This is a genomic window from Acinetobacter vivianii, assembly GCF_014635885.1.
Taxonomy (GTDB): domain Bacteria; phylum Pseudomonadota; class Gammaproteobacteria; order Pseudomonadales; family Moraxellaceae; genus Acinetobacter; species Acinetobacter vivianii.
In genome coordinates, this window is the sequence record NZ_BMDR01000007.1 from 12,731 (window position 1) to 38,199 (window position 25,469).

The 25,469-nt window shown below is 42.5% G+C and carries 25 protein-coding genes and 4 tRNA genes; 26 read left to right on the top strand and 3 right to left on the bottom strand.

What is annotated here, in order from left to right; all coding sequences use genetic code 11:
- Positions 1–3: 3 nt before the first annotated feature.
- Genes filC through filF form a run of 4 tightly spaced genes read left to right on the top strand, consistent with a single transcriptional unit; the run spans position 4 to position 6,122 of the window.
- Positions 4–1,146, top strand: coding sequence for a putative pilus system protein FilC (gene filC / locus IEV36_RS14055; protein ID WP_005256108.1), 1,143 nt, complete (start codon positions 4–6; stop codon positions 1,144–1,146).
- Between the two features lie 12 nt (positions 1,147–1,158).
- The gene (gene filD, locus IEV36_RS14060; RefSeq protein ID WP_171068001.1) at positions 1,159–2,823 is read left to right on the top strand and encodes a putative pilus system OmpP1/FadL family transporter FilD; all 1,665 of its coding nucleotides are present in this window, start codon (positions 1,159–1,161) and stop codon (positions 2,821–2,823) included.
- On the top strand, positions 2,823–4,088 hold the full coding sequence (filE, locus tag IEV36_RS14065) for a putative pilus assembly protein FilE (protein ID WP_005256112.1): 1,266 nt from the start codon (positions 2,823–2,825) through the stop codon (positions 4,086–4,088). Before filD ends, filE begins: the two co-directional genes overlap by 1 nt.
- Positions 4,089–4,109: 21 nt before the next feature.
- Entirely contained in the window at positions 4,110–6,122 is a 2,013-nt protein-coding gene (filF, locus tag IEV36_RS14070) for a putative pilus system protein FilF (protein WP_005256113.1), read from the top strand.
- A 45-nt stretch (positions 6,123–6,167) separates the two neighbouring features.
- Here filF and IEV36_RS14075 read toward each other — a convergent pair whose 3' ends face one another.
- Positions 6,168–6,716, bottom strand: a complete 549-nt coding sequence (locus IEV36_RS14075) for an NUDIX hydrolase (protein ID WP_005256115.1) — start codon at positions 6,714–6,716, stop codon at positions 6,168–6,170.
- 129 nt (positions 6,717–6,845) lie between these two features.
- Between IEV36_RS14075 and IEV36_RS14080 the strand changes: the two genes are divergently transcribed.
- The 7 genes from IEV36_RS14080 to fghA all read left to right on the top strand — a co-directional run bounded on the left by IEV36_RS14080 (position 6,846) and on the right by fghA (position 12,947).
- A complete protein-coding gene (locus tag IEV36_RS14080) occupies positions 6,846–7,451 on the top strand; it encodes a CoA pyrophosphatase (protein WP_005256117.1) in 606 nt (201 codons plus the stop codon).
- Between the two features lie 24 nt (positions 7,452–7,475).
- Positions 7,476–8,003 carry a gamma carbonic anhydrase family protein gene (locus IEV36_RS14085; RefSeq protein WP_171068002.1) on the top strand — a complete coding sequence of 176 codons (528 nt, stop codon included), beginning with the start codon at positions 7,476–7,478 and terminating at the stop codon, positions 8,001–8,003.
- A gap of 143 nt (positions 8,004–8,146) precedes the next feature.
- Positions 8,147–8,845, top strand: a complete 699-nt coding sequence (gene tsaB, locus IEV36_RS14090; RefSeq protein ID WP_005256120.1) for a tRNA (adenosine(37)-N6)-threonylcarbamoyltransferase complex dimerization subunit type 1 TsaB — start codon at positions 8,147–8,149, stop codon at positions 8,843–8,845.
- Between the two features lie 8 nt (positions 8,846–8,853).
- Positions 8,854–9,675 (top strand): undecaprenyl-diphosphate phosphatase, encoded by an 822-nt coding sequence (locus IEV36_RS14095; RefSeq protein WP_005256121.1) that lies wholly within the window; start codon positions 8,854–8,856, stop codon positions 9,673–9,675.
- Positions 9,675–10,478 carry a class I SAM-dependent methyltransferase gene (locus IEV36_RS14100; protein ID WP_005256123.1) on the top strand — a complete coding sequence of 268 codons (804 nt, stop codon included), beginning with the start codon at positions 9,675–9,677 and terminating at the stop codon, positions 10,476–10,478. The genes IEV36_RS14095 and IEV36_RS14100 overlap by 1 nt, the downstream gene beginning before the upstream one ends.
- 209 nt (positions 10,479–10,687) lie before the next feature.
- Positions 10,688–12,133 carry a C13 family peptidase gene (locus IEV36_RS14105; protein WP_004774961.1) on the top strand — a complete coding sequence of 482 codons (1,446 nt, stop codon included), beginning with the start codon at positions 10,688–10,690 and terminating at the stop codon, positions 12,131–12,133.
- Positions 12,102–12,947 carry an S-formylglutathione hydrolase gene (gene fghA, locus IEV36_RS14110; protein WP_005256125.1) on the top strand — a complete coding sequence of 282 codons (846 nt, stop codon included), beginning with the start codon at positions 12,102–12,104 and terminating at the stop codon, positions 12,945–12,947. The genes IEV36_RS14105 and fghA overlap by 32 nt, the downstream gene beginning before the upstream one ends.
- A 25-nt stretch (positions 12,948–12,972) precedes the next feature.
- On the opposite strand, the gene IEV36_RS14115 is transcribed toward fghA, so the two are convergent.
- Both IEV36_RS14115 and IEV36_RS14120 read right to left on the bottom strand, forming a co-directional pair.
- The gene (locus IEV36_RS14115; protein WP_004774958.1) at positions 12,973–13,248 is read right to left on the bottom strand and encodes a DUF2218 domain-containing protein; all 276 of its coding nucleotides are present in this window, start codon (positions 13,246–13,248) and stop codon (positions 12,973–12,975) included.
- The gene (locus tag IEV36_RS14120) at positions 13,245–13,433 is read right to left on the bottom strand and encodes a hypothetical protein (RefSeq protein ID WP_032863842.1); all 189 of its coding nucleotides are present in this window, start codon (positions 13,431–13,433) and stop codon (positions 13,245–13,247) included. Before IEV36_RS14120 ends, IEV36_RS14115 begins: the two co-directional genes overlap by 4 nt.
- On the opposite strand from IEV36_RS14120, the gene rpe reads away from it, so the two are divergent.
- The 15 genes from rpe to IEV36_RS14195 all read left to right on the top strand — a co-directional run bounded on the left by rpe (position 13,432) and on the right by IEV36_RS14195 (position 25,282).
- A complete protein-coding gene (gene rpe / locus IEV36_RS14125; RefSeq protein ID WP_004774957.1) occupies positions 13,432–14,118 on the top strand; it encodes a ribulose-phosphate 3-epimerase in 687 nt (228 codons plus the stop codon). The two genes, IEV36_RS14120 and rpe, sit on opposite strands and share 2 nt — an antisense overlap.
- 368 nt (positions 14,119–14,486) lie before the next feature.
- Entirely contained in the window at positions 14,487–14,903 is a 417-nt protein-coding gene (locus IEV36_RS14130; RefSeq protein WP_005256128.1) for a hypothetical protein, read from the top strand.
- A 75-nt stretch (positions 14,904–14,978) separates the two neighbouring features.
- Positions 14,979–16,934 carry a multicopper oxidase domain-containing protein gene (locus tag IEV36_RS18980; protein WP_005256129.1) on the top strand — a complete coding sequence of 652 codons (1,956 nt, stop codon included), beginning with the start codon at positions 14,979–14,981 and terminating at the stop codon, positions 16,932–16,934.
- The gene (locus IEV36_RS14140; RefSeq protein ID WP_005256131.1) at positions 16,921–17,826 is read left to right on the top strand and encodes a copper resistance protein B; all 906 of its coding nucleotides are present in this window, start codon (positions 16,921–16,923) and stop codon (positions 17,824–17,826) included. The genes IEV36_RS18980 and IEV36_RS14140 overlap by 14 nt, the downstream gene beginning before the upstream one ends.
- A gap of 82 nt (positions 17,827–17,908) precedes the next feature.
- Entirely contained in the window at positions 17,909–18,400 is a 492-nt protein-coding gene (locus tag IEV36_RS14145; protein ID WP_005256134.1) for a hypothetical protein, read from the top strand.
- A 160-nt stretch (positions 18,401–18,560) separates the two neighbouring features.
- The gene (locus IEV36_RS14150; protein ID WP_004774947.1) at positions 18,561–18,878 is read left to right on the top strand and encodes a DMT family transporter; all 318 of its coding nucleotides are present in this window, start codon (positions 18,561–18,563) and stop codon (positions 18,876–18,878) included.
- An 18-nt stretch (positions 18,879–18,896) separates the two neighbouring features.
- Positions 18,897–19,385: a methylated-DNA--[protein]-cysteine S-methyltransferase gene (locus tag IEV36_RS14155; protein ID WP_005256136.1), complete on the top strand. Its 489-nt coding sequence runs from the start codon at positions 18,897–18,899 to the stop codon at positions 19,383–19,385.
- A 352-nt stretch (positions 19,386–19,737) separates the two neighbouring features.
- The gene (argJ, locus tag IEV36_RS14160) at positions 19,738–20,958 is read left to right on the top strand and encodes a bifunctional glutamate N-acetyltransferase/amino-acid acetyltransferase ArgJ (RefSeq protein ID WP_005256137.1); all 1,221 of its coding nucleotides are present in this window, start codon (positions 19,738–19,740) and stop codon (positions 20,956–20,958) included.
- Between the two features lie 143 nt (positions 20,959–21,101).
- The gene (gene nadA, locus IEV36_RS14165) at positions 21,102–22,166 is read left to right on the top strand and encodes a quinolinate synthase NadA (RefSeq protein ID WP_004774940.1); all 1,065 of its coding nucleotides are present in this window, start codon (positions 21,102–21,104) and stop codon (positions 22,164–22,166) included.
- 140 nt (positions 22,167–22,306) lie between these two features.
- Positions 22,307–22,383, top strand: a tRNA-Pro gene (locus IEV36_RS14170).
- A gap of 70 nt (positions 22,384–22,453) precedes the next feature.
- Positions 22,454–22,530 (top strand) — tRNA-Arg (locus IEV36_RS14175).
- Positions 22,531–22,565: 35 nt separating this feature from the next.
- A tRNA-His gene (locus IEV36_RS14180) sits at positions 22,566–22,641 on the top strand.
- 4 nt (positions 22,642–22,645) lie between these two features.
- Positions 22,646–22,722, top strand: a tRNA-Pro gene (locus tag IEV36_RS14185).
- Positions 22,723–22,864: 142 nt separating this feature from the next.
- The gene (locus tag IEV36_RS14190; protein WP_005256140.1) at positions 22,865–23,500 is read left to right on the top strand and encodes a nuclease-related domain-containing protein; all 636 of its coding nucleotides are present in this window, start codon (positions 22,865–22,867) and stop codon (positions 23,498–23,500) included.
- Positions 23,501–23,677: 177 nt separating this feature from the next.
- Positions 23,678–25,282, top strand: coding sequence for a GMC family oxidoreductase (locus IEV36_RS14195; protein WP_005256142.1), 1,605 nt, complete (start codon positions 23,678–23,680; stop codon positions 25,280–25,282).
- Positions 25,283–25,469 lie beyond the last annotated feature (187 nt).

A 25,469-nucleotide genomic window follows, 5' to 3' on the forward strand; every position in this document is an offset into this window, starting at 1 on the left:
AAAATGAATCATACATGGATGAAGATGACTGTGTTGGCGTTGAGTTTAGGCGCAATCACATCAACACTTTACGCAGCAGAGGAACAGCAACCTGTAGTTGAATCTACAGCACCTCAAACAGATGAAGCAACAGTTGTAAGCCCTGAGCCGACCAATCCGTCTGTGGAAGAGACGACGGCGAGTCCCGTTGCTCCAGCGGTTGAAACAAGTCAGGCTGATCAAGCGGCGAGTGCATTGCAGAAAAAAGAAACAGATGCAACTCAAGAAACCAACCTGCAAGAAGTCTTTACCTCGAATGAGCGTCAGTACTCGCTAATCAAAAAAGGTGTTTTTTCATCTTACTATGATATTGATTACACCTATTATCGTGATACTCGTGTCGATGCCTCTATGGAGGATGGAAGCTTAAATAACCTAAGATTTGAAGAAGATGCAAACCATACCTTAACCAATACATTTACGGTGCAGTACGGTTTAATGGATAATTTAACCTTATCTGCATCTTTACCTTTAGTAGCAAAAAAAGAATTATTAAAAGATAAAACTGCAGCGGGCTTGGGGGATATCAACTTTGGGGCACGTTGGGAACCATTTCCTTTAAAACAAGGGCGCTTACCTTTAGTATTATTTGGTAGTTTATCGACCAAAACGGGCGACAGTCCTTATGAAATCGGGATCGATGAACTTTCAACTGGTAAGGGCTATTATTCGGCTGGTGTTGGTGCAAGTACCCGTAAGTACATTGATCCAGTTGTATTATTTAGTTCTGTATCTGTCAATTATGGTTTTAAAGAATCTGGCTTAGACCAAGCTCGAGGTCGAAGAACATTAGAGAGTTTTGATCCAGGTGTGAGTGGTGGCTTTGCTTTTGGTTTTGCCTACTCATTTAACTATGACGTGTCACTGACCATGTCGTATCAACAAAGCTTCAATACAGGCGCAAAATTCTATTTCTCAAATGGTGAGAGTTACGAATCTGGGGATCAGAGTAGTGCCATGCTGTCTTTTGCTTTAGGGGTTCGTGTTTCTCCTGAAACGATTGTAAATGGTACGGTTGGTATTGGCTTAACTGAAGATGCACCAGATGTGTCACTTGGCCTATCTTTCCCACTTGATATTATAGGTTTTGGCAAAAAAATTCGTTAAGGAGATGTAATGGTGAAAAACCTTAAATTATGTCCTTTAACGATAGCCGTATTTTTTGCTGGTTTATCTACTGTTGCCAATGCACAGTTAGGACAAGACTTATCTGTAGACTTAAGATCGCTTGCTTTAGGGAATGCTGTAACAGCAGACCCACCAGGCATTAGTGCTGTGCATTTTAACCCAGCAGCACTTGCGAAATTAGAGGGTTTACAAACTGATGTACAAGGGATTTTGGCAAATTTTGCCATTAAACGTGATTATTCGGCACCTGCTGGTTACAACGTTTTTGGTTACTCGGATGATCCATTGGTTTGTAATGATGGCCCCGAAATTGATTCTAATATCTGTACAGACTTTAAAGGTACAGTGCACGGGGATGTAGAATATGCCAGTATTTACGTTCCGATTCTCAAGAAAATTGTTGATTTGGGGCCTAACTCCCCATTAGTCGCACCAACTGCTGGTATTTCATATAAGCCGCCTGGTTCAAAAGTGACTTATGCAACTGCGGTTTATGCACCTTTAGTGGCTGGTTTTGGTGCAGAAGATGGCAACCCGAGTAACTATATGGGGCAACAGGTTGCCTTAGAGCGTATTACTTATTTATCGCCGTCTTTTGGTTATCAGGTGAATGATCATTTATCACTCGGTGCTTCATTCGGCATGTCCTATCAGGCAATTGCCCTAAAAACGGATTTACGTTTCCCGAATGAAATGATCGGTGTATTACGTATGGTCGATGAGGTCGTTTGTCGGCCATTTAAAGACAACGGCGATATCATTACCGATTTATTGTTATTCGGTATTTGTAATGCTAAAGAAGGAATGAACCCGTTTAATAAAATGGGTGCCATGGACGTTTCCTTAGAACAGTCCTTAAGTCCAAGCTATAACTTGGGCCTACTTTGGGAGCCAACTGATGACTTTAGCTTTGGTATGGTGTATCAAAGTGAAGCCAAAATGCGCTTAAAAGGTAAATATCTAATTGATAATGCAGTAGCGCCACAACAGTTGGTTGCTGGATTAAACTCTTCTGCAACAGGACAAATCCTTGCTGCGATTCTGGGCCTACCTGGCTATGTTCCAGATGTGGAATCTGGTCTGGTTGCGATGGATTTCAAATATCCTCAGCACTTTAAAGCAGGGATTAAATATAAAATATTCCCAGACTTGCAAATGAATTTTGACGTAGGCTGGACCGACTTCTCGGCTTGGGACAAATTTAGATTTGAATTTGACCGACAAATTTCATTACTTAAAGTTGCCAAACTACTTTCCAACGATGTGACAGACCGTTCCTTAGCTTTACCATTACGCTTCCAGTCTTCTTGGCGTTGGGGCATAGGTTTTGAATATTCTGCGACAGATCGTTTGAAATTACGGATGGGATATGAACCTCGTACAAGTTCTATTCCAGATGACAAACGAAATACCATGGTACCGATTAATAATGCACAGCTATTTGGTCTAGGTATTGGTTATCGTTTTGATCAGGACACAGATCTGGATTTGTCCTTAGGTTTCTTGCGTAGCCGTGATGATATTCCAGCTAACACCAGTAGTTTATCGAATCAGACAGGGGTGGGTAATATCTTATTAAACCCTTATGCAGGCCTAAATGTAAAAACAAATACCAAAGTCACCTTACTTGGCATTAACTACAGAACAAAATGGTAATGTATAAAATGATTAAACAGCCTCTGCTCGTGACCTTGTTCGTTGCTTTGTCAAGCGGGGGAGCTGTGTATGCAGAAGAGGGTTTCTATACAATCATTGGCCCAGATGGTCGGCCAATGATTATTCCTCAGAAAAAACAATCTCAGCCTGTAAAAACGATACCAGTTCAGCAAAAGCAAGAAAAAGTCACACAGGTTGAGAAAGTAGAAACAGTTGTGGTGGACAAAAAGCAGCAAGATAAAGTGGCTGTGTCTTCAAAGCCAGCTGCTGTAATGGTCGTGCCTAAAGAATCTTCAATACAAAAACAAAATACCGATGCAAGTGTTTCCCATCCTCCTGTCATTGTACCTGAACCATCCAAGCAAGTGAAAAAAATAGTTGAGGTTAAAAAGGAGCAACCACAGCCACCTGTGGCAGAAACAGCACGACCAACAGTGACGTCATCACAAAAATCTCACCCCGTTCATATTGAGCCTACTATTTCGGCTAAACCATCTTTAACATCAGAAAAGCCGAATAAGAAAGAAGTCGTGGTACCAAGTCAACAATCTAGTGATGCTGTGAATGTTGAGAGCTCTACATCAGCGCCGCTTTCTAAAATTGATGGAGTAGAATACGTAAATAATGAATATTTAGAAGATCAAGAGTTTAATCTCGATGGCAAAAAACGTTTTTATACAATGCCTGATGGAACTGGACGTATGGAAACAATTGAGCGTAAAAAAGGTGTAAACCAGTCGATGCTCAATAGATTGCTGAATCGAAATCCTAAGCCTGAAGAACCGATCGTTTTATCGAGTACTTATATACGTTTATCTGCTGAGGACTTGGCGGCAACTTTTGAAAATGATCGTTGTTTCTTAAAGGATTATAAGAAATCAATTAAGACTTTAACGCCTAAAAAAGAAGTTGGTGTCTGGCCGAGAAAGCCCTTAAAAGAAAAGTTTGAGTATGAAGTGGTCAAGCTAGATCATTCCGTAGAATATATGCAAATTGCTTCTTACGCCTCAAGTAATGAAAAGCCTGTTTATTATTGGCCGTTGGTCGTCTTTTTAGATGAAAAAGGCTGTGCACAGGAGGCCGTAAGTGGTTTTAAAAATAACTCGCTGAACACAACATTGCTGCAACATTCAGCGATTCAAGGCGTGATAAAAATTCCACCAAAAGCTGAATATATGATGATGACGCCACTCGCTTCTGCAATTGATGTGCCTGAAAGCGAATTATCAAATCAAGGCCAGATAAGGATCTCTGCTTTAAAGTAAGCATTAACAGGATTGAAATGTATGAATAAGAAAATATTATTACCTTTTGCAGTATCTACGCTTGCACTAATGTTATATGGTTGTGGTGGTGAAAGTGCCAAGATTAATGAAGATCCAACCAAAGGTGTTGAAGGTGTCACTTCAAATACCAGTTGTAATGTGAAAGAAGATACATGCTTACAGTTTGTACTGGATTATCCGATCGCAGGGCTTAATTTCGATTGTAGCTCAGATAAATTCAATCATTTTTCAACAAAAATGGAAGGCAATCTTGCTACGGGTGCTTGTAAGTTGGGAGATACGATTACTTTCTATCTTCAAGGTGAGACCAGCGCCCGCAAAATTAATTTAGGTTCAGTGCAATTAGATAAGATTACCAAACTTAAAACAGCCGCTTATTCCCGTATTCGTATCATTGATTTAGCAATGGGGCTAACTGGAAAAACGCCCGCAAGTGTAAGTGAAGATGACGAAACTATACGCGTGGCAATGGCGCTTATTAAAATTCTTCAGAGTCAGGGTGTTGCTGACAAACGTAATGTGATTGGTGATATTCAGCAAATTGAATTCACAAAGGAAAAGAAAAATACGCTTGCGGAAATATCTCAGGATGTTGGTGTAAATGAACTCAGTAGCGGGGCATATGCAGAGATTCTGAAACCTTGGCTGGATGTGAGTGAAATTACGGATGAACAAGCCTTTGCTCTGGTTACTCAATTACTGAATTTAAGTCAGGTTGGGGTATGGTATGCGGAGTTACCTCTATTTAAGGCGGGAAGTAATGGTGCTGTCATCGAAACGCCAAATGAAGGAAGTGGCGTATTCCCAGATGGTCTGTTTGGATGTAACAGAGACCTTTATACAGACTGTCTGAATGCTACAGATGGAAAAGGCGCGAACTTACGCCATTTAATGGGGCGGTTTGAGTTACTTACAGATCGTCAAGGTTATATTCTTGGCTATGGTCAACAATGGCGAGGCAACCCGATTATCACCAATAATGTCGTCGCTCCACCACTTGCATTAATTGGAAGCGCTAAACCAGAGAAAATGCAGGTTCAGGCACAAAAAAACTGGTTTAATGTAATTAATCAAGAGATTAACCCTGAACAGCCTTTGCGTTTTATGTTGAATAATAATGCCTCTGAGGACTTATTAATCACACAAGGTAAATTGATTAATGGAACCAATATCGCGAGTACAGAAGCTGTTTATCGTCAACTCACCAAAGCGAAGAGTACAGATCCCTTTACTAATGCGAAAGATCTGGGTTTATGGCAGCAAAAGATTGATGGGTTAACATATAAGGGTGTAACCGATATCTTTAAATTTAACTCGGCAAGTTACCTGGCAAAAGATGTGTTTACGACAGAAGCCAACGTTCAACCTCAACAACGTTACGCATTTCCGCTCTATGCAACCCTGACGTTTAGATTTCAGGATGCCAGCATTGCTCCTGTAGATTTGGGTATTCTGATTGATGAACGTGGTGATATCCGAACCGATATCAAAAAAGATGCAACCGCAACAGATATGTCAGGTAATTGTGCTAAAGCTGAACCACAGGCAGATGGTACATATTTAGATGAGTTTGGTGTAACACAATATCGAATTGGTACAACGGGTGGTGCAAACTCTTCAAGTAATGACAAATCCGTAACTGTTCGTATGATTTTCTCAAATCCGAAATTTGGCGTACTTGAGGGGATTTTACTTGGTTTAAACTTTACATCTCTAAATAACAAACAAAATATTAGTGGTGCAAAAATCAATGTGTATAACTTGTTGAATGGCGAAGCAAATGGAATTAACTTGACCAACTTCTCTGATAAAACAGTTTCATGGTTGAATACGCATGCAGTTTATCTGACGTCTTATATCACCATCTATGATCATAAAGACACAGATAAGAGTAAATTGATCGCACCAACAGATGCAGAGCGTGCCATCGCTAAGCGTTATACGGGTACCGCAAGTATTAAGGTTGCAGATCAAAAAATTCCAGCGTGTAACTCCATCAAGATAAAATCTTGATTGGCAGCAAAATAAAAAAGACCGCATTTATGCGGTCTTTTTTATTTATCCTGTATGGTCCAGACGTGTACCGAGCGTTTCTAAATGTGTTGGAAATTGTCCACTTTTACGGTCAGCAAAATAATGTCGTAAGGTTTGTTCTACACTTGGGAAAGCCAGTTCTTTCCATGGAATTTCATGTTCTTCAAATAAGCGGCATTCGATACTTTCTTCACCTGCACCGAACTGTCCTTGTTTTAATAAGGCCTTAAAGAGTACGTAGATCTGTCCGATACGCGGGATATTGTACATGCAATAGAGTTGTTCGATTTCAACTTCGGCTTCAGCTTCTTCTCTGGTTTCGCGTGCTGCACCTTGTTCCATGGTTTCAAATAATTCCATATAACCCGCAGGTAAAGTCCAGAGACCATAACGTGGTTCAATGGCTCGACGGCACAGTAAAACTTTATCGTCCCATAGGGCTAATGCACCGCAAATGACTTTGGGATTTTCATAATGGATGTTGCCACAATGTGTGCAGACCAATCGTGATTTATGATCACCAAGTGGAATTTTTGCTTCAGTTTGATGTCCACACGCAACGCAAAAGCTCATAGTTATCATCAGCCGTAGAGATAACTCAGCATAACTGAATTTTTATGACTTCGCATCATGATCTATGATTGCAGCTAAAAATTCGGCTATGATGCTGATTAAGGAAAATGAGAACAAGAGATAATTGAGATGGAAGAACCATCGTTAATCGCGCTTTTACAACAACGGTTGCGTTTTTCCAAACGAATCCAGCAGGCGGATGCTGCTGTATTAATTGCGATTACACAAGAAAGTCAGCCTAAAGTTTTGCTCACGCGCCGTTCGATGCAGTTGTCTCAACATGCAGGAGAGGTTTCCTTTCCGGGTGGCAAACGTGATCCGAGTGATACCAGTAATATTGTTGTGGCGTTGCGTGAAGCGCAAGAGGAAACTGCACTGAACCCTTTTGATGTCAAACTATTGGGCGATCTGCCGATTCAGCGGGCACGCAGTGGTTTGTCTGTTAAGCCAATCGTGGGGCTGATTCCTGCTCAGGTAGATCTGGTGGCGCAACCGACCGAAATTGATCGGATTTTCTTTGTCCCATTACAAGAACTCATCGACGCACCTCCTTTGCCTTACGAAGTTCGTTTGGCTCGACAATCGTTATATTTCCCGAGTATGCAAGTGGATAGTGAAGTGGTGTGGGGGCTGACTGCGCGTATGTTGGTGTCTTTATTTCAATATGGATTGGGCTATCAAAAAAGCTGGCCTTTTCTCGTGAATCCCCCTCACTTTGGGATTGCAAAGTTCTAATTTTTTTAAGAGTTTTTTATCATGATGTATACCTATCAGGGATTGAGTCCGAAAGCTTTACATGAACCTTGGGATGGCTGGGTTGCGCCAACAGCGACCGTCATTGGCCATGCAGAACTTGGTCGGCAAGTGAGTATCTGGTTTGGTGCAGTGGTCCGTGCTGACAATTGTGTGATTCGGATTGGGGATTTCTCGAATATTCAGGAAAATGCCGTGTTGCATACTGATGCTGGTATTGAATTGACTATTGGTGAATATGTGACGGTTGGACATAAGGTCATGTTACATGGTTGTAGCATTGGTGATAATTCGCTGATTGGCATGAATGCGGTTATTTTGAATAACGCCGTGATTGGTAAGAATTGCATTATTGGTGCCAATGCGCTGATTCCAGAAGGAAAGGTTATTCCAGATAATTCTGTAGTGATGGGGTCTCCCGGAAAAGTAGTGAAAACACTGGATGAACAAGGGGCTGCACGTTTGCGTTTAAGTGCCTTGCATTATGCAGAGCATTATAAAAACTTTTTAAATCTGGAACCCTTTACTTTTTAACGCCTATTTGAAAATGAAGTCTTGATATGGCCAAGTTTATGCTTGGCTTTTTATTGAGATAAAAAAGCCAAGAACTCGCCTATCGCGTTTGAGTGGAGTATGATACTCGACGTTTTTTATCTCTTTTGGGTTAAGGTTTTTGCATGAAGTTGCTGGCATTGGAAACTGCAAATGAGCAGTGTTCTGTTTCATTAATTGATGATACTCAAGAACTCTATTTTCAGTTGGATGATCGGCCGAAAGCACAAACGCAAACAATTTTGCCTTTAACCGAGCAAGCCTTATTACAAACCAAAACTCAACTTGCTGATTTGGCAGCAATTGCATTTAGTCGCGGCCCAGGTTCATTTAGTGGGGTGCGTATTAATGCCGCCGTTGCACAGGCTTTGGCTTGGTCTCAGGATTTACCCGTCATCCCCGTTTCTAGTTTGCAGGCCTTGGCGCAAGCGGCTTATCGTGTTACGGGTTTAACGCAAGTCACAGCTGTACTCGACGCACGCATGCAGGAAGTTTATATCGCCAACTTCTGTCTGGATGAGCAGGGCATGATGCAGGCGATGGATGAAGAAAAATTATTAAATTATGAGCAAGCTTCTGCTTATTGCAAATTTACGCCGATTGGTTCGGGTTCAGAATTAATTAAGCCAACTGGAATAGACTCCGCTGAGGTTTCCATTCCAAACACGGCACTGGTACAGATTAAGGCAACAGCACAAGATATTGCTGTGATTGCCAGAAGCTATGCGGCACAGCAAAAATGGGTCGATGCTGAACATGCGCTGCCTGTGTATTTACGTGATGATGCGTGGAAAAAAATTCCAGAACAAGGTAAGGCGAATTAAGGTTAATTATGGATCTTTTATTGCTATTTAAAGCAGCAATTATGGGCTTGGTTGAGGGGATTACCGAGTTCCTGCCCATTTCAAGTACAGGACATCTCATTTTATCCGGACAACTTCTCGATTTCTGGACGATTGAAAAAAGAGATATGTTTGCTGTTGCCGTGCAGATCGGTGCAATCGCCGCTGTTATTTATGAATATTGGGGTAAATTGTGGGGAGCGCTGATTGGCGCGCTCACTGGACAAGAGCAGGGTCGCCGTCTGAGTCTGAACCTGATCATCGCGTCTATTCCCATCGTAATTATTGGCCTGACTTTTGGTGATGTGGTCAAAGCCTATTTATTTAATGCGATTACTGTTGCGATTGCCTTGATTGTCGGTGGTTTTATTATTCTATGGGCGGAACGTCGACCACATCAGATCGTTACCAAAGAAGTGGATGATCTTAGTTTTAAACAGGCGACGCTCATTGGTTTGATCCAGTGTCTGGCCTTGATTCCAGGGACTTCACGTTCAGGTTCAACCATTATTGGTTCATTATTTTTAGGTGTATCTCGTAAAGCCGCAGCCGAATTCTCATTCTTCTTGGGAATCCCTGTACTGATGGGCGCTGGCTTACTGGATATGTACAAGATGCGCCATGAATTGCATAGCAATGACATGATGGTCTTAGCCGTCGGTATTATTGTTGCTTTCATTTCCGCCTTGGTTGTCATCCGTGCCTTGATTCGCTATGTGTCTAAGCATGACTTCACGGCATTTGCTTATTATCGAATTGTATTTGGTTTATTTATTTTAGCGACGTGGTGGACAGGTTGGGTGCATTGGTAATGCAGATGGAGTGTTGGTATCAAACGGAATATGAACAAGCATTTCAGCAATTGAAAAGCCGTTTGGCTGAATTGAATGTTCAGTTGAATGGTCAAGCTGTTGAAAAGATTAATGCCCGTTTTTTACGTTTGAATCCTGAAATGGCTTTGGTCATCGATAGCGATGGGCTTAGCCTTGCTGCCAACGGGATGAAAATGCAACCTGACTGGCGTGCCGAGATTTCCCGTTTAAAAAGAGCCAGCTTAAAATCAGAGATGATTGCCAGAGCATGCCAACTGGGTGAAAAGCCAAGCTTGATCGATGCAACTGCTGGTTTAGGTCATGACAGTTTACTGATGGCTTATTTGGGAGCCGATGTACGACTGGTTGAGCGACATCCGATCCTGTTTGTGTTGCTGGAATATACCAAAGCACAGGCCGAGCAAGATCCGTTTTTACAGTCGTTCATGTCGCGTATTGAACTGATCTATGCAGATTCGAATAGCTATTTACAGCAACTAGTCCAGCAGGGTGAGCAGGTCGATGTTGTGTATCTTGATCCCATGTTTCCACAACGCGATCAGAACCAGCAAGCAGTAAAGAAACAGGCTCAGGTCAAGAAGCAAATGCAGTTATTACATATGTTGTTGCCTGAAGATGGGGAAATGGATCTTGGGGATCAACTCTTGCATTTGGCCAACCAGATCGCGAAACGGGTGATTGTGAAACGACCACGACATGCGGTTTATCTGGCGGATCAAACCCCTGATCACCAATGGTTAGGTGATGCTTGTCGTTTTGATGCATATTTTCCAAAAGGTTAACTTTAAATCAGATTCAAATGATTGTTTGGCTTGCGTCAATGCTCGGTAAAGATTTGTGATATAGTGCAAAAGCATGATTGCTAAAAAATTCTTGTCGAGCTTACACTACAGTCACGCATTGCGTCTTTTAGGAAAAGTACTGCACATTCAATCATTAGAATGGCATATTTTCAGTTTAGGCTTGAAAAGAGAAACTCCCGAAGAATTTTATGATAGACCTCAAACCGTCCATTAATCTCTGGCATGATTTTAAAAGTAACCAAATTGCTGGAATGTGGTTGTTCCTCGGGTCTCGCCGTTCCTTACAGGTTGTTCATCCTTCTATTACCCAGCTGATTCTCTGGGGTATCCTCGGCGGCTGTACCAACTCGCTTTATAGCTGGTTGGTGGCAGGTCAAATGGGGGAGTTCAATGCTCAAGGTTTGATTGGCTACGCACTTTGGCCTTTTATTGCCCTTATTGTCGGTATTTTTCTTTCACAACGGATGAATCAGCCGCGTTTGATGCTGGTGCCTGCATTACTGTGGCTAGTACTCGATACCAATATTCTGCTTTTACAATGCATCATTCAGTATCTTGGCTCGAATGGTTATCTGAACTTTATTCCTGACAGTATCTATAACGGTTTCCTGCCGCCACTGTTTGTTGGGCTATTTGTCTGGCAAAGTCTGGCTGTAATTTGGGTCTTTTCTCGTGCTTTGAACTGGCCTTGGTGGGAGCGGGCGCTGGTTTTTGTGGCAACGATTGCGACCATGGTGGTGTGGCAGCTTTCAGTAAAGGATCAGCCGATCTGGAAAGTGGAGCAGACCCCGCCAAGTTTTGCCGAAGATGCCTTCTATGCACAAAGCCATTTGCTAGATAAGGCGCTGGATCAGATTCAATATGGTGATATTGCACAAAGCCACTGGTACTTTATGGGTGTGGCTGGTGATAGCTATGTGGATGTATTCAAATCGGAAATTGAACGTATAAGAGAACAGTTTGATACGCGGTTTGGAACCTTTGGGCGTTCGATTATGCTGATTAACAATCCAGCCACGCGTTTAGAAGTGCCAATCGCATCGAAAACCAGTATGGAGTTGGCTTTACGCCGTATTGGTCAGCAAATGAATCGTGATAGCGATGTGTTGTTTCTATACATGACATCGCATGGTGAGCGTAATCATTTTGAAATTGAAAATGCCCCTCTTAATCTGGATCAGGTCGATCCCAAATGGTTAAGAGAAACACTGGATAAATCTGGAATTCGCTGGCGTGTCATTGTGATTTCAGCGTGTTATTCAGGAAGTTTTATTCCCGCTTTACAATCACCAGATACTTTAATTATTACGGCTTCTGCGGCAGACAAAACTTCTTTTGGCTGTAATAACGAAGCAGACTATACTTATTTTGGTCGGGCGTTTTTTGATCTGGCGATGCGCGAACAATATTCCATGAAAAAAGCGTTTGAGCAGGCTAAGCAAACTGTGACCAAGTGGGAAGTGGCACAAGGTGTTGAACCATCTGAACCGCAATGGTCGATCGGTCGTAATATGGAATTGATGCTGCCACAGCTTGAACCGTATCTGTTCCCGACACAAAATATTGCATCTACAGACATTACAAAAACACAGGATGATGAACATGCAGCTACTGCAAAAAAACCGTTGTTTTGAGGGTGAGCAACGTATTTATCAACTTGAGTCTCAACATCTTAAAGGCAGCACCAAAGTGGGTGTCTATTTGCCACCTGCGGCATTGGAAGGCAAGGCGTGTTCAGCCTTGTTTTATCTTGCAGGCTTAACCTGTACCGAAGAAACCTTTGCGATTAAAGCCCATGCACAGCGGATGGCAGCTCGACTCAGCCTGATTTTAATTACACCTGATACTTCTCCACGTGGTGAAGATGTTGCACAAGGCGATCATTGGGATATTGGGCAGGGAGCTGGCTTTTATATTAATGCGACCCAGCAACCTTGGGCTGAGCATTATCAAATGGAGTCTTATCTGGTTGATGAACTCTATGCGCATGTTTTACAAGCGTTACCTGTGGCTGAAAATCAGATCGGAATTTTTGGACACTCAATGGGTGGACATGGCGCGTTGACCTTAGCCTTTAAATATCCTGACCAATTCAAATCGGTTTCGGCTTTTGCGCCGATTTGTGCGCCAAGTATTTGCCCGTGGGGTGAAAAGGCATTTAGCCAATATCTTGGCACTGATCAGCAGCAATGGGCGGCACATGATGCGACCGCGCTGGTGCAGCAGAAAGGTGGGTTATTTGAAGAAATCCTGATTGATCAAGGACTGGATGACCAGTTTTTTGCTCAGTTGAATCCTGAAAAATTTAAACAAGCCTGTCTGGAAGCTGAGCAACCGCTCACTTTGCGTCTACACAAAGGCTATGATCATGGCTATTACTTTATTCAAAGTTTTATCGATGATCATCTACAGTTCCACGCCATTCAGCTTGAAAAAGTAGCGGGATAAAAAAGAAGCTCATTTGAGCTTCTTTTTAATTGTGCTGCCATTCAGCCACAAATTCCTGCTGTGCCATACGGTTTAAATGATTGATCACCACTTGTTCGAGATGTGCGACATCATCTTGCTGGTTTTCAATCAGCACCGCCAAATGCTGTTCATGCGGTGTGAGGGTGACGGTTGCAGTAGGCATAAAGATTTTTGTCTCTGTTTCCGTTTCTGCAACTTCAAACTTATGCTTCCAGTGATTGAGCAAACGTTTACTAATACGTTTTCCTTCAGTCGTCGTGATATTTGTGCTGCTATTCATGTTGCTTTTCTTCCTCTAATTTCATTGACTAACATAGCAAAGCGCAGGCGAGATAAAAATAGTCCAGATGCAACGCGTTGTTGCAAGTTTGCAATGCTTGAATAATGACTTTGTAACAGCCCTAAGTGTGCTGAATTTGTTATAATCGTTTCATCATTTTTCTCAGAGTTTGCCAGGTCATCCATGTCCAAGCCTTATTTGATTGCTCCTTCGATTTTATCTGCTGATTTTGCGCGTTTAGGTGAAGAGGTAGAAAAAGTTCTAGCTGCAGGTGCAGACGTTGTACATTTTGATGTGATGGATAACCACTATGTACCAAACCTTACTTTTGGTGCAGGGGTATGTAAGGCACTGAAAAATTACGGTATCAAAGCACCTATCGATGTGCATCTGATGGTTTCACCTGTGGATCGTATGATTGGTGATTTTATTGAAGCGGGTGCAGAAATTATTACCTTCCATCCAGAAGCAACGGATCACATTGACCGTTCTTTACAATTGATCAAGGCGGGTGGTGCAAAAGCAGGCTTAGTATTTAACCCAGCAACACCATTGCATTATCTTGATTATGTGCTGGATAAAGTCGACCAGATTTTATTGATGAGCGTAAACCCAGGCTTTGGCGGCCAGAAATTCATCCCAATGACTTTGGATAAATTGCGTCAGGCGCGTCAAATTATTGATGCCAGCGGTCGTGATATCCGTTTAGAAGTTGATGGTGGTGTTGGCCCAGCAAATATTCGTGAGATTGCAGAAGCGGGTGCGGATATGTTCGTGGCTGGGTCGGCAATTTTTGGTCAACCAGACTATAAAGCGGTGATTGATCAAATGCGTGCAGAGCTGGCTCAAGTCGGTGCAACAGAAGTTTAGTGTTTTCATCCTATTTTTCACATAAGCTTGTGGATAACTTTGTTTATAACTGGGTGGATAACCATGTTGATAAGCAGGTGGGTAAGATGTTGTTAAAATAAACAAAATGATTTCAGTTGTTTATATTCACAGCAAAAAAACGAAAAAAGGACAATCTTTTGTCCTTTTTTTATGCGCTAACTTATTTATTTTGCACTATTTTTGCGCAGCCGGCTTAGAGGTTTGAATAGGCCAAGAAAACAGCGAAATCATGCTGTTGTTGAATATAATGATAAGAATTTAAACCGTGAGATCATTGTGCATAAAGCAGAAAGAAATTATGCTAGGCATATGCAATCACCTGAATTGATGGAAACAAGGAACCTTTAGTGCAATTTCGCAAGCAATACAGACATTTGTGGTTTGTATTCCTGATGATCTTTTTCATTGGGGGAAGCAGTGCGGCCGTTGCAGCAGTTCAAGAGGTTCACTCTCATCATTCATCTACTGTTTCAACCTTATCATGTCATGATCAGCAAATGATGCAACATCATCCAGCGCAAAGCTCACATGCAGATCGCATGAGTCTCGGTCAGTGTCATGATGAACAAATGCAGGATCATCTGCATTGTCAGGATTGTAATAGTACTTCACATTGTCAAAGCATCAATTTCGCTTTAGACCAAAATACGCCAATCCTTTCCGTTTCGCCATTTTTAGAGCTGAGTACTTATATCAATACGGACTACCAAGCTCGGCATCTTGCTGGCTATTGGCAAGAAATTTTACGCCCTCCTAGAACCTGATCTGTCTTTGCAGGCTCTTTCTCTTTGTGAAAAGGGAAGTGAGCATTTTTAAAGTTAACAGATTAGGAAATCATCATGTGCTCAAAAATATATGCTGGTGTTGTCGCTAGCCTAAGCTTATTGTTCGCACCTTATAGTGTGGCAGCAATTAAAGAATATCATCTCAATATTAATCAGGGCACTGTCAATGTGACAGGTAAACCCGTACAACGTATTACCGTGAATAGGAAATTTATTGCGCCGCTGCTTGAATTTGAGGAGGGGGATGAAGCTGTCATTCATGTTCATAACCAGCTCAAAGATCAAGATACTTCTTTACACTGGCATGGTCTGCTTTTACCCGGGCTCATGGATGGTGTGCCAGGCTTTAATGGTTTCAAAGGTATTAAGCCGAATGGTAGTTTTGAGTACCGTTTTAAGGTTCGCCAAAATGGTACTTACTGGTATCACGCGCACAGCAAGGGGCAGGAACAGGATGGTTTATATGGCCCTTTGGTGATTTATCCAAAAGGTAAGCAGCCTGTCGCAGCACATGAAAAAGCTGAACGTGATTATGTGGTGATGTTGTCTGATTTCCATGAAACTGAAAGTGACAAGATCATGGCAAATCTGAAGAAATCAGCCGAGTATTATCAGAACCAGCGTGAAACAGTTGGCGATGTCTGGAAACAGTTCAAGCAACAAGGGTTGAAAGCAACTTGGCAAGATCGCTCGATGTGGAACCAGATGCGCATGCTGAAAACGGACTTGTCCGATGTTACGGGTTATACCTTTTTGGTGAATGGGCAGACGCCACAACAAAACTGGACTGGAGCTTTTAAGGCGGGTGAAAAGGTACGTTTGCGTTTTATCAATGCATCGGCGATGTCATTTTTTGATGTACGTATACCTAACCTGAAAATGACCGTGATCAGTGCCGATGGACAGCCAGTAAAGCCTATTCCTGTAGATGAGTTCCGTATTGGTACGGCAGAAACTTATGATGTGTTGGTCGAACCGAAACAGGCACATTATCAAATTGAAGCAGAGTCGATTGATCGTTCTGGTTTTGCTATTGCCTCATTGCAGAATGAAATGGTGACCACTCCGACGAGGGTTCAGATTCCCAAAGCACGTCCACGTGCCTTATTAACCATGGAAGACATGGGCATGGATCATGGTTCGCATGGTCAAATGAAAATGGGCGAAATGGACCATAGTCAGCACCAGATGCCACAGGAAAAAACGAAGACTGTAACAACCTCGCAATCAGCCATGGATCACAGCGCGCATACGCAAATGAACATGAGCAAGATGGATCATGGCCAACATCAGACTGCTCAGGACAAACAGGCCGATGCCTCTAAACAACATGCAGGCATGGATCATGGTTCACATGAAAATATGGACATGTCGCAAATGGATCATAGTGCCCATGCAGAAATGAACATGAGCAATATGGAGCATCGCCAACATCAAATGAAGGACTCTTCTGAAAAAGAAGGCGCGCATACTGTACAGGGCTGGGCCAATGCAGCAACCCCAGCAGGTCAGAAAGCCCTAACGTATGCTGATCTGCAATCATTGCAACCCCAGCCAGAAAAATATAGCCGTCCAGCAGAACGTGAAGTGGTGATTCGTCTGGGCGGAACCATGGAACGTTATATCTGGACCATTGATGGCAAGAAGTTTAGTGATCCTGACTTTAAACCTTTAACTGTGCGTTATGGTGAACGTATCCGTCTGAAATTTGTCAATGACAGTATGATGGCGCATCCGATGCATTTACATGGCATGTTTATGCAACTGGAAAATGGTCAGGCACCGCAAGATATGCCAAATAAACATACAGTGATTGTACCGCCTGGCAAGACGGTAACAGCTTTGTTGACTGCGGATGAATTAGGAGAATGGGCAATCCATTGTCACCTGTTATATCACATGAGCGCAGGCATGATGAGTAAGCTGATCGTTGCCAATGTAGACGATTCAAAAACTCCAGTTCAAGCCCCTGTTCAATCATCTCAAGGAGCGAGCCATGCACATCACTAAGCAAGTTTCTAAAATGAAACGATATACACAATTGTTGGCAATCGGTGGCATGGTTTCTTCGTTGAGTGGACTAGCTTATGCGCATGAAGGGCATGACGCCATGATGCAAATGCAAATGTCTTCCCAGCAGAATATGCCTGTAGCTGCTTCATCTACGATGGATCATTCACAGCATCAACATCAGACAACAGTTCAGCAACCGCCTGAAACAGAACATGGGCAGCACGACCATACCCGTGAACATGGTGGGCAAATCTATCAATCGACTCAGTTGGATAACGCATGGTTGCTGGATGAAGATGGCAAGGGTACGCTTAAGTCTAAATTAAAAACTTGGGTGGGTAGTGATGAAAATAAATTGTTTATCAATGCCGATTATACTAAGGCTGAGTCTGAAAAATCGGAGCAACGTATTGCGGCTCTGTATAGCCATAATATTTCAGATTTTTGGGATGTCCAAGCTGGTATAAATTACCGTTATAACGCTGAGCAGCAAGTCGATAAGGAACAGTTTGAAGGTGTCATTGGTTTACATGGCATGGCTCAATACTTCTTTGAAACCGATGCACATCTGTATGCGGGACAGGATCAGCAATGGCGCTTTGTGCTAGAAACAGAACGTGATTTCTTGCTCACACAAAAGCTGATTATGCAGCCTTATCTGGAAATGCAATGGGTGCTGCGAGATGAATCCAAATACGCTGCCAAAACAGGGCTTGCCGATGCAGAAGTGGGGATTAAAACCCGATATGAAATTGTGAAGAATCGTGTGATGCCTTTTATTGATGTGGCTTATGGCTATAACAAGGGGCGCAAGGCGACTGACTGGCAAGAAGCCACTGATTCTGAAACAGGTTGGATCTATGGTGCAGGACTTACGCTAAAGTTTTGATATTTTGTTTAAAATGTCATTTTTTCAAGATACTGTTGGTTTATACTAACAGTATCTTTTTTGAGTCATTCATGGTGCATAAATGGCTTTAGAACAACAAGACAATCCAATAAGAGATAAAAATACTCACGCTCCTTCGTCGGGCGAAAAGCCGCAGCGCGTATCTACTTCTCAGCTTGAACTGATTCCACTTGATGGCAGCATGTATGTCAGTTTTTATCATATTCCTGATATGAGGAGTGATATAGAACAACAACGGGTAAGGCAAGCTCTCATTCCTTTTTCGGAACTGCTCATTGAACATTGCATTGATGTCGATGCCCGTCATTTGGCGCTTTATCATCAAGTTCCAATTGAGGCTATTACTGTGGCTTTAATGCGCTTAAATCTGGGTGCTGAGCTACAACAAACCATGCCGCATTATGAACCTTTGGAACTTGCAACAGCCAAGAAAAAGACGCATGCAGGTCAATTTAACCCTTCACATGAAACTGCTTTGAACCAGCTGCAACAGTTTTTATCCAAGCTTATTGAACGTTTCGAACAATGGTTAAAAGCCTTACGAAAGAAATAGGATGAGTCGCTGATCATGGCTCAAAATTTCATTTAAGTTGATACATAACACCGCACATCATGGTTTATTTTACAGTACACTGCTGGGCTTAGGAGGACGACCTCCCTCGAAAGAATCACGTTGGGACGACCCAACCCTTGATAAAGTTGAGCGTAATAAAATGGCGTGGGCAATTTTAGTTTTGGCAGGTATTTTTGAAGTGATCTGGGCATACTCGATGAAGTTGTCTGAAGGATTCACCAAGTTAACGCCAAGTATCATAACGATTGTTTTCATGGTGTTAAGTGTGGTGTTGCTGTCGATGTCAATGCGTACACTTCCGCTAGGAACGGCATATACCATCTGGACCGGGATTGGTGCGATTGGATCTTTTATTGTCGGGATCATGGTCTTAAATGAACCAATGACTGCGATGCGGATGATTGCAGCGGTTTTGATCGTATCAGGTTTGATGTTGATGAAGCTCTCATCAAATTAATGGTTTAAGGAGAACATGATGCAACTGGTTTATATGTATATGGATTCGCCTGTTGGCGCATTAAAGCTGGTTGCACATGATCAGGCATTGGTTGCGGTGATGTGGGATAACGAAGATCATAAACGGGTTCGTTTGGCCGAGTTGGTTGAAGATCGCCAGCATCCAATGTTGCATAAAGTGAAACAACAATTAGAAGAATATTTTGCAGGGCAACGTCAGCAATTTGATTTACCTCTGGATTTTCAGGGAACTGCCTTTCAGAAACAGGTTTGGCAAGCATTATTGAATATTCCTTATGGGGAAACGCGCAGTTATAAAGAGATTGCCGTTCAGTTGGGGAATGAAAAAGCAGTGCGTGCGGTGGGTGCTGCCAATGGCAAGAATCCGATTTCGATTATTGCGCCGTGTCATCGGGTGATTGGTTCGAGTGGGGCGTTGGTGGGTTTTGCGGGTGGTCTGGATAAGAAGCAGATTTTACTCAATTTAGAGCAAAGCCAAATTTCATAATCTGTATTGTTAATACTCGATTTTCATTTCTTTTTGGAATAAGCTACCAAAGCAGATATGAATCAACATATTTTATGACTTGAACTGTAAATAAATTACTGACGAGACGGTATCTTGTCTAGCGTAATTCAATTATAGGAATAACCTTCGGTTCGAGTTACTTTGGTTTCGCCCAAAGTAACCAAAGGCATTGTCATCTACAAAACCTGTTCACTTGTGGCATTTGTTTTTTATCTATCGCAGAAACGAGATATTACAGATACTACGCAGGTTGTAGATGACCTTTCCGAGTCTCATATGTAGGGTATGGATTCATTTTCTTTTTCATAACAAATTGAATGGAAGTTTAAAAATGGCTGTTGGTGACGTAACTATGCCACTTATGCATGTGGTGCAGGGTGTAAAAATTGGCTCAACTGAGGCGTATGTACGTTATCCAAATCGACGAGATTTAGTCATTTTTGAATTTGCTGAAGGATCAAAGGTTGCTGGGGTATTTACCCAAAGCGCTTTTGCGGCTGCGCCGGTTCAATTGAGTAAAAAGCATTTAGCAGAAAATACACCACGTTACCTGATCATCAATACGGGTAATGCCAATGCTGCAACAGGTACAGTTGGTTATAAAAATGCAGAAACCACATGTGCCAAGTTAGCTGAATTAACTGGTGTGCAAACTAACCAGATTTTACCGTTTTCAACAGGTGTAATTGGTGAACAATTGCCGATTGAACGCTTGGTTCAAGGCATTCAGCCTGCATTAAATGAGTTAAATGCAGATCGTTGGGCTGAAGCGGCATCTGGCATCATGACCACGGACACCACACCGAAAGGCGCATCTGAGCAGTTCGAACTGGATGGCGTGACTTATACCATGACAGGCATCAGTAAAGGTGCGGGCATGATCCGTCCGAATATGGCGACTATGCTGAGCTTTGTTGCAACTGATGCACCGATTAGCCAAGAACTGGTACAGCGTTTATTGCAAACCACGGTTGAGCATTCCTTTAACCGCATCACGATTGATGGTGATACATCGACCAATGACTCTTGTATCTTTGTGGCTACAGGTTTGGCCGGTGGCGCTGAAATCCAGCGTCAGGAAGATGCGCGTTATCAACACGTTCTTGCCGTGCTTGCACGTATCATGGATCGTCTGGCGCAATTAATCGTACGTGATGGTGAAGGTGCAACCAAATTCATCACGGTTCAGGTTGAGGGTGGAGCAAATACGCAAGAGTGTTGTGATGTGGCGTATAGTGTTGCAGAGTCACCACTCATTAAAACCGCATTATTTGCTTCAGATCCAAACTGGGGACGTATTGTGATGGCCATTGGTAAGGCGGGCGTGCCAAACCTAGATAGTAGCAAGGTTCAAGTCTGGTTGGGCGATGTGCAAATCTGTCTGGATGGTGGTGCAAACCCAGACTATACCGAAGAAGCGGGCGCTGCGGTGATGGCTGAAAAAGAAATTACCATTCGTATTGATCTTGGTCGTGGTACGGCAAAAGACACGGTTTATACCTGTGACTTTTCTTATGACTATGTAAAAATTAATGCCGATTATCGCTCATAAATTTGCGTTATAATGAAGCCTCCACAGTGGGGCTTTTTTTATAAGCTGGTTTGTGGACAGTGTGATTCTCAACAAATAATCACCCAGACACCCACGTTATAGGTTTGCAGTAATGCAAGCACGCAGGATAGAGAAGACGTTTTATGAATGATGCGAATTTAATTGCGAACGAAGCCAAAAATATTGTGCAGGCGCATTTAGATCGTTTGGGTGAGCCAAAGGACAATAGCCTTAGCCCAGAAGTGAAACAAGAAAAGTTCGCTCAAATCGCAGCAGAACTTAAAAAACGCAATGCTGTGCTTGTGGCGCACTATTACTGTGATCCAGAAGTGCAAGAGCTTGCTGAACTGACAGGTGGTTGTGTTTCTGACTCATTGGAAATGGCGCGTTTTGGTCGTGATCATCCTGCGACAACATTGGTGGTGGCTGGTGTGAAGTTTATGGGGGAGACCTCAAAAATCTTATCACCTGAGAAAACGGTATTAATGCCAACTTTGGAAGCAACTTGCTCACTTGACTTGGGCTGTCCAGTGGATGAGTTCGCTGCATTCTGTGATCAACATCCTGATCATACCGTGGTGGTCTATGCCAATACTTCAGCAGCAGTGAAAGCACGTGCGGATTGGGTGGTGACTTCAAGCTGTGCGGTTGAGATCATTGAACATCTCGATAGTTTAGGTGAAAAAATTATTTGGGCGCCTGATCAGCATCTCGGTCGCTATATCCAGAAAAAAACCGGCGCTGACATGTTGTTATGGGATGGTGCGTGTATCGTACATGAAGAGTTCCGTGCCCGTGGCATTACGCAAATGAAAGCGCTTTATCCAGATGCAGCGGTTTTGGTGCATCCAGAGTCACCTGAATCGGTGGTGGATATTGCAGATGCTGTGGGAAGCACTTCGCAACTGATCAAAGCGGCCCAGACTTTACCGCATAAGCAAATGATCGTGGCAACCGACCGTGGTATTTTCTATAAAATGCAACAAGCAGTGCCAGATAAAGAATTATTTGAAGCGCCAACCGCAGGTGAGGGGGCAACTTGTCGTTCATGTGCGCATTGTCCTTGGATGGCAATGAATGAACTTGATGGAATTCTGCATGTATTACAGCATGCTGATCAAGAAATACACGTTGATCCAGCTTTGGCGGAACGCGCTAAATTGCCTTTAGATCGAATGTTGAACTTTAGTGCCTCATTAAAGCGTTAAAAAGCATCAAGATGCTTGTTAAATATACATTTGGTAAGGATTTTTAATATTTTTGAAAAATAGGTGTTGACGTTCCAGAGCGTCGCGCCTAGAATGCACACCGTACCGCACGATGTGCGATACACTAAAAGCTGAGAAATCGGAGCATAGCACAGCCTGGTAGTGCACCTGGTTTGGGACCAGGGGGTCGTAGGTTCGAATCCTACTGCTCCGACCATTTAAAATAGTGTTGTAAAACATTAGTTTAAGATCGGCGAAGTATCGCTTGATATTATTATCATCGTTATGCGCCTGTAGCTCAGTTGGATAGAGCATCCGCCTTCTAAGCGGATGGTCACAGGTTCGAATCCTGTCAGGCGCGCCATCTGGTCGCTTGGTACATAGAACTAAATTTTGATGGTGGATGTAGCTCAGTTGGTAGAGCCCTGGATTGTGATTCCAGTTGTCGCGGGTTCGAATCCCGTCATTCACCCCAATTTCGGAGCATAGCACAGCCTGGTAGTGCACCTGGTTTGGGACCAGGGGGTCGTAGGTTCGAATCCTACTGCTCCGACCATCATCTTAAAGATGAGATAAAATACCGCTAATTTAGCGGTTTTTTTACGTCTGGATTTTTTCCTATCTTAAAATATGATATTTATAAAACTTATTAAAATTATTTTGTTAAATGTTTAAAAATTATAAGTGGGGTCGGGGATATGTTTTTCTATTTCATTCTAATGTTTATTCTATTCATTTTGATTGCTTATTTAAAATCACCGCATTTTAAAGGTAAAGTCGGTGAGATGCAGGTTTCAGCCGATGTGACTAAGAACCTAGGTGAGGAATATATCTTATTAAATAATTGTACGCTGCCAGATCACGAACAAGGTACCACACAAATTGATCATATTCTAATAAGCCCTTATGGGATTTTTATTATCGAAACCAAAAATTATACAGGCTGGATTTTTGGCAATGCACGGCAAAAACAGTGGACGCAGAAAATTTATAAAAAAAGTTATAAGTTTCAAAACCCTTTGCATCAGAACTATAAACATACCAAAGTACTGGAAACGGTTTTAAATGATGTTGTAGCACCTGAATATATTCATTCGGTTATTGTATTTACCGCACGGAGTGAATTTAAAACAGAAATGCCTGAAAATGTATGTCGCGGTAAATCATGGTTAAACTATATAAAAGGTTTTAATCAAGAAGTGATTAGTCCGATGAAACAAAAAAGAATTCGTTATCGCATAGAAAAAGAAGTGCTGGAGCCTTCTTGGAAAACAGACCGACAGCATGTGGAACACTTAAAACAGAAAAAGCTGGAGAAAGAATCTTTTTCCTGATTTTGAATACTGGCGATTTACTTCATGTGATTTGCGCGATTTTACGCTTGTGGTTTGATCGAGATCACGTTAACTTGCATTTTATGTATTAACTTGTTTATACAACGATAACAGTATTGAAATGCCAGATTTGGCATAATATTGCCGCTTTTTAAAAAGAAAAAACAGAGTATAGAGATGACACAAACAGCTTTTGATTTTGTAATTATAGGTGGTGGTTCAGCAGGTTCGGTGCTGGCTGGACGATTAACAGAGAATCCTAATATTTCGGTATGTTTATTAGAAGCGGGCGGAGAGGGTAATAGCTGGCTTGTGAATACACCTGCCGCCGCTGTCATCAGTATTCCCACTAAAATTAATAACTGGGCTTTTGAAACGATTCCACAAAAAGGCCTGAATGGCCGTAAAGGTTATCAACCGCGTGGTAAATGTTTGGGTGGAAGCTCTGCGGTTAATGCCATGGTCTATGTTCGCGGGCATCATAGTGACTATGATCACTGGGCAGCCTTAGGCAATACGGGCTGGTCGTATGAAGAGGTGCTGCCTTATTTCAAAAAATCAGAGCATAACGAACGTATCCATAATGAATATCATGGGCAGCATGGCCCCTTAAATGTCAGTGAGTTATTTTCAGATAACCCTTATCAGAAAACTTTCATCGAAGCGGCAAAACAGGTGGGTTATCCACTCAATGATGATTTCAATGGGGCTGAACAAGAAGGTTTAGGTGTTTATCAGGTCACCCAGAAAAAGGGTGAGCGCTGGAGTGCTGCGCGTGGTTATTTATTCCCTTATTTAGGAAAACGTCCGAATTTGCATGTGGTTACGCAAGCTAAGGTTTCACGTATTGTGATTGAAAATGGTCGTGCGGTTGGGGTGGAATATAAACATAAAGGTCAAACCACGATTGTACAAGCCAACAAGGAAGTGTTGCTGTCGGCAGGAGCATTCCAGTCGCCGCATATCCTGATGCTTTCGGGTATTGGCTCACGTCAGGAGCTGGAAAAGCATGGTATTCCCGTAGTTAAAGAACTTGCGGGAGTGGGTGAGAACCTGCATGACCATCCGGACTTTATCTTTGCCTATAAAACCAAGCTGATGGATGGCACTTTTGGCGTCTCAATGGGCGGTAGTCTGGATCTGTTTAAGCAGATTGGACTGTACCGTAAAGATCGCCGTGGTCTGCTTACAACAAACTATGCAGAGTGTGGTGGCTTTTTAAAGAGTCGCCCTGAGCTAGATAAACCGAACTTGCAATTACACTTTGTGATCGCCGTGGTGGATAACCATGCCCGTACCATGCATATGGGGCACGGGATTTCATGTCACGTCTGTTTGTTGAATCCACGCGCACGTGGTTCAGTCAAACTCAGCGGTAAGCATGTAGATGATCCATTACTCATCGACTTTAAATTCCTTGAAGATGAACAGGATCTTCAAGATATGGTAGATGGTTATAAAGTCACGCAAAAATTGATGCAGGCACCCGCTTTACAAGACAAAATCAAAGAAGATATGTTCACGGCCAATGTAAAAACGGATGATGAAATCCGTGAGGTTTTACGTCAACGTGTCGATACGGTTTATCATCCCGTTGGTAGTTGTAAAATGGGCGTAGATGATATGGCTGTGGTTGATCCTGAACTTAAAGTATATGGCGTTGAAGGCCTGCGGGTCATTGATGCGTCTATTATGCCAACGGTGGTCAATGGCAATACCAATGCGCCTACGATTATGATCGCAGAGAAAGCGGTAGATATGATTCGGCAGGCTTGGAAGTAATTGCTAAGTTGTGGGAGCTAAGGTATTTGCCTTAGCTCTTTTTATTTGGGGTGATATTTCGAATAGGAATTGAATAAGAATATAATTTTCTAAGGCTTTGTGAAAATGATTGAAACAGTGCTTATGCGTGTTGTTCTGAGCAAAAGAATCATCTGAAATTACAATATAAGTTGGAGCTGACCTTATT

Coding starts and splice junctions, on each gene's coding strand:
- filC (WP_005256108.1), top strand. CDS start 4: ATGAATCATACATGGATGAAGATGACTGTGTTGGCGTTGAGTTTAGGC.
- filE (WP_005256112.1), top strand. CDS start 2,823: ATGTATAAAATGATTAAACAGCCTCTGCTCGTGACCTTGTTCGTTGCT.
- filF (WP_005256113.1), top strand. CDS start 4,110: ATGAATAAGAAAATATTATTACCTTTTGCAGTATCTACGCTTGCACTA.
- IEV36_RS14075 (WP_005256115.1), bottom strand. CDS start 6,716: ATGAGCTTTTGCGTTGCGTGTGGACATCAAACTGAAGCAAAAATTCCA.
- IEV36_RS14080 (WP_005256117.1), top strand. CDS start 6,846: ATGGAAGAACCATCGTTAATCGCGCTTTTACAACAACGGTTGCGTTTT.
- IEV36_RS14085 (WP_171068002.1), top strand. CDS start 7,476: ATGTATACCTATCAGGGATTGAGTCCGAAAGCTTTACATGAACCTTGG.
- tsaB (WP_005256120.1), top strand. CDS start 8,147: ATGAAGTTGCTGGCATTGGAAACTGCAAATGAGCAGTGTTCTGTTTCA.
- IEV36_RS14095 (WP_005256121.1), top strand. CDS start 8,854: ATGGATCTTTTATTGCTATTTAAAGCAGCAATTATGGGCTTGGTTGAG.
- IEV36_RS14100 (WP_005256123.1), top strand. CDS start 9,675: ATGCAGATGGAGTGTTGGTATCAAACGGAATATGAACAAGCATTTCAG.
- IEV36_RS14105 (WP_004774961.1), top strand. CDS start 10,688: ATGATAGACCTCAAACCGTCCATTAATCTCTGGCATGATTTTAAAAGT.
- fghA (WP_005256125.1), top strand. CDS start 12,102: ATGCAGCTACTGCAAAAAAACCGTTGTTTTGAGGGTGAGCAACGTATT.
- IEV36_RS14115 (WP_004774958.1), bottom strand. CDS start 13,248: ATGAATAGCAGCACAAATATCACGACGACTGAAGGAAAACGTATTAGT.
- rpe (WP_004774957.1), top strand. CDS start 13,432: ATGTCCAAGCCTTATTTGATTGCTCCTTCGATTTTATCTGCTGATTTT.
- IEV36_RS14120 (WP_032863842.1), bottom strand. CDS start 13,433: ATGGATGACCTGGCAAACTCTGAGAAAAATGATGAAACGATTATAACA.
- IEV36_RS18980 (WP_005256129.1), top strand. CDS start 14,979: ATGTGCTCAAAAATATATGCTGGTGTTGTCGCTAGCCTAAGCTTATTG.
- IEV36_RS14140 (WP_005256131.1), top strand. CDS start 16,921: ATGCACATCACTAAGCAAGTTTCTAAAATGAAACGATATACACAATTG.
- IEV36_RS14145 (WP_005256134.1), top strand. CDS start 17,909: ATGGCTTTAGAACAACAAGACAATCCAATAAGAGATAAAAATACTCAC.
- IEV36_RS14150 (WP_004774947.1), top strand. CDS start 18,561: ATGGCGTGGGCAATTTTAGTTTTGGCAGGTATTTTTGAAGTGATCTGG.
- IEV36_RS14155 (WP_005256136.1), top strand. CDS start 18,897: ATGCAACTGGTTTATATGTATATGGATTCGCCTGTTGGCGCATTAAAG.
- argJ (WP_005256137.1), top strand. CDS start 19,738: ATGGCTGTTGGTGACGTAACTATGCCACTTATGCATGTGGTGCAGGGT.
- nadA (WP_004774940.1), top strand. CDS start 21,102: ATGAATGATGCGAATTTAATTGCGAACGAAGCCAAAAATATTGTGCAG.
- IEV36_RS14190 (WP_005256140.1), top strand. CDS start 22,865: ATGTTTTTCTATTTCATTCTAATGTTTATTCTATTCATTTTGATTGCT.
- IEV36_RS14195 (WP_005256142.1), top strand. CDS start 23,678: ATGACACAAACAGCTTTTGATTTTGTAATTATAGGTGGTGGTTCAGCA.